Source organism: Mizugakiibacter sp. (assembly GCF_039680435.1).
Classification (GTDB): Bacteria; Pseudomonadota; Gammaproteobacteria; order Xanthomonadales; family Rhodanobacteraceae; genus Mizugakiibacter.
The window spans coordinates 1-3205 of the sequence record NZ_JBDKSX010000107.1 but is presented as its reverse complement, the minus strand read 5'-3'; the positions used below and the strand labels follow the sequence as shown (position 1 = coordinate 3205).

General features: G+C 70.7%; 3 protein-coding genes. All 3 read right to left on the bottom strand.

All coding sequences use genetic code 11. The features are described 5' to 3' along the window. Positions 1–1203 (bottom strand): methyl-accepting chemotaxis protein (locus tag ABFC67_RS11495; RefSeq protein ID WP_346738166.1); only part of this gene is annotated, 1203 nt, incomplete at its 3' end. A gap of 151 nt (positions 1204–1354) precedes the next feature. Further along, positions 1355–1861 (bottom strand): chemotaxis protein CheW, encoded by a 507-nt coding sequence (locus ABFC67_RS11490; RefSeq protein ID WP_346738165.1) that lies wholly within the window; start codon positions 1859–1861, stop codon positions 1355–1357. 136 nt (positions 1862–1997) lie between these two features. Continuing rightward, positions 1998–3205, bottom strand: a 1208-nt coding sequence (locus ABFC67_RS11485) for a chemotaxis protein CheA (protein ID WP_346738164.1), incomplete at its 5' end; no start/stop codon positions are given.

Here is a 3205-nt window from a genome sequence, read left to right as displayed (position 1 = left end):
GGTCGCCACCACCGCGAAGCCGCGGCCCTGCTCGCCCGCGCGCGCCGCTTCCACCGCCGCGTTCAGCGCCAGCAGGTTGGTCTGGAACGCGATCTCGTCGATCAGGCCGACGATGTCGGCGATCTTCTTGCTCGATTCGTTGATCGCGCCCATCGCCTGCACCGCCTTGGCGACCACCTCGCCGCCGCGTTCGGCCTGCTCGCGCGCGCCGCGCGCCAACTGGTTGGCCTGCGAGGCGTTCTCCGCGTTCTGCCGCACCGTCGCGGTCATCTCCTCCATCGACGAGGCGGTTTCCTCCAGCGAGCTGGCCTGCTCCTGCGTGCGCTGCGACAAGTCGTCGTTGCCCTGCGCGATCTGCTTCGCCGCCGTCGATACCGACTCCGAGCCGCTGCGCACGTCGGTGACGATCTCGGTCAGGCGCATGTCCATGTCGTGCAACGCGGCGCGCAGTTGCCCGAGCTCGTCGTGCGAGACGATCTTGATGGCGTTGTGGAGGCGGCCGTCGGCGATGGCCTTGGCGATCGAGGTCGCCTCGACCAGGCGCGTGGTCACCGAGCGGATGAACAGGCCGTCGAAGATCAGCGACAGCAGCAGGCCGGCCAGGATCACCACGATGGTGGTGTTGCGCGCCGACGCGCTCTGCGCGGCCGCGGCGCCGAACTTGGCCTCGCCGTCCTTGACGTGCAGGTCGAGCAGGGTGGAGACGTCGGCCTGCACCGGCGCGAACGCCGGCATCACCTTCATCTGGATCATTGCCTGGGCGCGGTCGAAGTCGCCCTCCTTCAGCGAGGCGGCCGCGTCGTCCATGCCGGCGAGCAGCATCTCGCGGTCCTGCTCGAACAGCTTGGCCTGCTTGCGCTGCGCCTCGGTGAGCGCGGATTTCTGGTACTGCGCCCACAACTGCTTGATCTCGGCCTCGCGGCTTTCGATCAGCGGCAGGCTGGCCTCGACCTGCGACGCCTGGTGCGCCTGCACGGCGCGCTGCAGCTCGGTCCAGTTGGCGTTGATGTCGTTGAGGATGCGCCCGACCAGCGTGGCCGGCACCAGCGCGTCGCGGTAGAGGTTGCCGGTCGCGTCGCTGGCGCGCTGCATGCCGAGCACGCCGGCGCCGCCGACCAGCGCCAGGAAGAAGAGCACCAAAGCCAGGCGCACCAGCATGCGCAGCTTCAGCGTGTAGTTGAAGTGGAACCGCGGAAGTTTCATGGTGGGATCCCGATCGTGGTGCGGCAAAGGCCGGCGTTGCAGTCACTGCATCGGCAGCGGGCGCGCAAGCTTGAGCGGGTCCGCGCCGAGGCGGCGCACGTCCGCGCCCCGGCCGGCGACCGCGGCCGGTCCGGTGCGCCTGCCTCCGCAGTCAGGCCGCCTCGGGCTCGGCGGCGGCCTTGACCATCGCCCAGTCGTCGTGGCCGAGCAGGCGCTCGACGTCGAGCAGCATGACCATGCGCTCGCCGACCGCGACCAGGCCCTTGAGGTATTCGGTGTCGACCGCGGCGCCGAAGTCGGGCACCGGCTTGATCTCGTCGACGCGCACGTCGAGCACGTCGGACACCGCGTCCACCACCATGCCGAAGTGGCGGCCGTTCAGCGCCACCACGATGGTCACCGTGGTGGCGGTGTATTCCTCGCGCGGCAGGCCGAAGCGCAGGCGCAGGTCCATGATCGGCACGATCGCGCCGCGCAGGTTGAGCACGCCGAGGATGAAGTCCGGCGCCTGCGGCACGCGCGTGACCCTGGACCAGCCGCGGATCTCGCGCACCGCCAGGATGTCGACGCCGTACTCCTCGCCCGCCAGGTTGAACGTGAGGGACTGTGCGCCGGCCTGCCCGAACTGGGCGCCGTCGCGTGTGGAGATCTCGCTCATGCTGCGCACCTTCGTCGTCCGTGCCCGCTGCGGCGGGCGCTCCTGCCCGTGGAATCGGCCGGCGCCGGCAAAGCTTGAGCCCCGCCGGCCGGCCGATCGGAAGGCCCCGCCGGACGCGGTGGGCGCAGCGTGCGGGTCAGGCGGCGACGCGCGTCTTGCAGTGCGCGAGGCGCACCAGGCCGGGCACGTCGGCGATCAGCGCGACCGAGCCGTCGCCGGTGACGGTCGCGCCGGAGATGCCGCCGACGCGGCGGTAGTGCGCTTCCAGCGACTTGATCACCGCCTGCTGCTGGCCGAGCAGCGCGTCGACCAGCAGGCCGACGCGGCGGCCCTCGCCCTCGACCACCACGACGATGCCGCGCGTGGCGTCGGTGATCGCGTCGCGGCAGCCGAACAGCGCGTGCAGGCGCACGATCGGCAGGTAGCCTTCGCGGAAGCGGAACACCTCGCCCTCGCTGCCGATGCGGTTGATCTGCTCGCGCTTCAACTGCATCGATTCGATGATCGACACCAGCGGGATGATGTAGCGCTCGTCGCCGACCTGCGCGGTCAGGCCGTCGATGATGGCGAGCGTCAGCGGCAGCACGATGGTGAAGGTGGAGCCGCGCCCCGGCCGGCTGGCGACCGTGACCGCGCCGCCGAGGTCGTTGACGTTGCGCCTGACTACGTCCATGCCGACGCCGCGGCCGGACAGGTCGGTGGTGGTGGCGGCGGTGGAGAAGCCCGGCTGGAAGATCAGCTCGGCGACCGCGGCGTCGTCCGGCTGGTCGGCGGCGCCGATCAGGCCGCGCTCACGCGCCTTGCGCACGATCGCTTCGCGGTCCAGACCGGCGCCGTCGTCGCTGACCTCGACGACGATGTTGCCGCCGAGGTGGTAGGCGTTCAGGCGCAGCGTGCCCGTGTCCGGCTTGCCGGCGGCGCGGCGCCGCTCGGGCGGCTCGAGGCCGTGGTCGATCGCGTTGCGCACCAGGTGCACCAGCGGATCGCCGATCTTCTCCAGCACCGTCTTGTCCAGCTCGGTCTGCTCGCCGTGCAGTTCCAGGTGCACCTGCTTGCCGAGCTTGCGCTCGAGGTCGTGCACCAGCCGCGGGAAGCGGTTGAACACCGTGCTGATCGGCAGCATGCGGATGCGCATCACGCTCTCCTGCAGCTCGCGCGTGTTGCGTTCGAGCTGCGCCAGGCCGGCGCGCAGCGTGTCCAGCATCGACGGCTCGAAGTGCTCGCCGACCTGGCCCAGCATCGACTGCGTGATCACCAGTTCGCCGACCATGTTGATCAGCGCATCGACCTTCTCGATGCCGACGCGGATCGAGGCGGTGTCGCCGGCGTGCGCCTCGCCGCGCG

Coding starts and splice junctions, on each gene's coding strand:
- ABFC67_RS11490 (WP_346738165.1), bottom strand. CDS start 1,861: ATGAGCGAGATCTCCACACGCGACGGCGCCCAGTTCGGGCAGGCCGGC.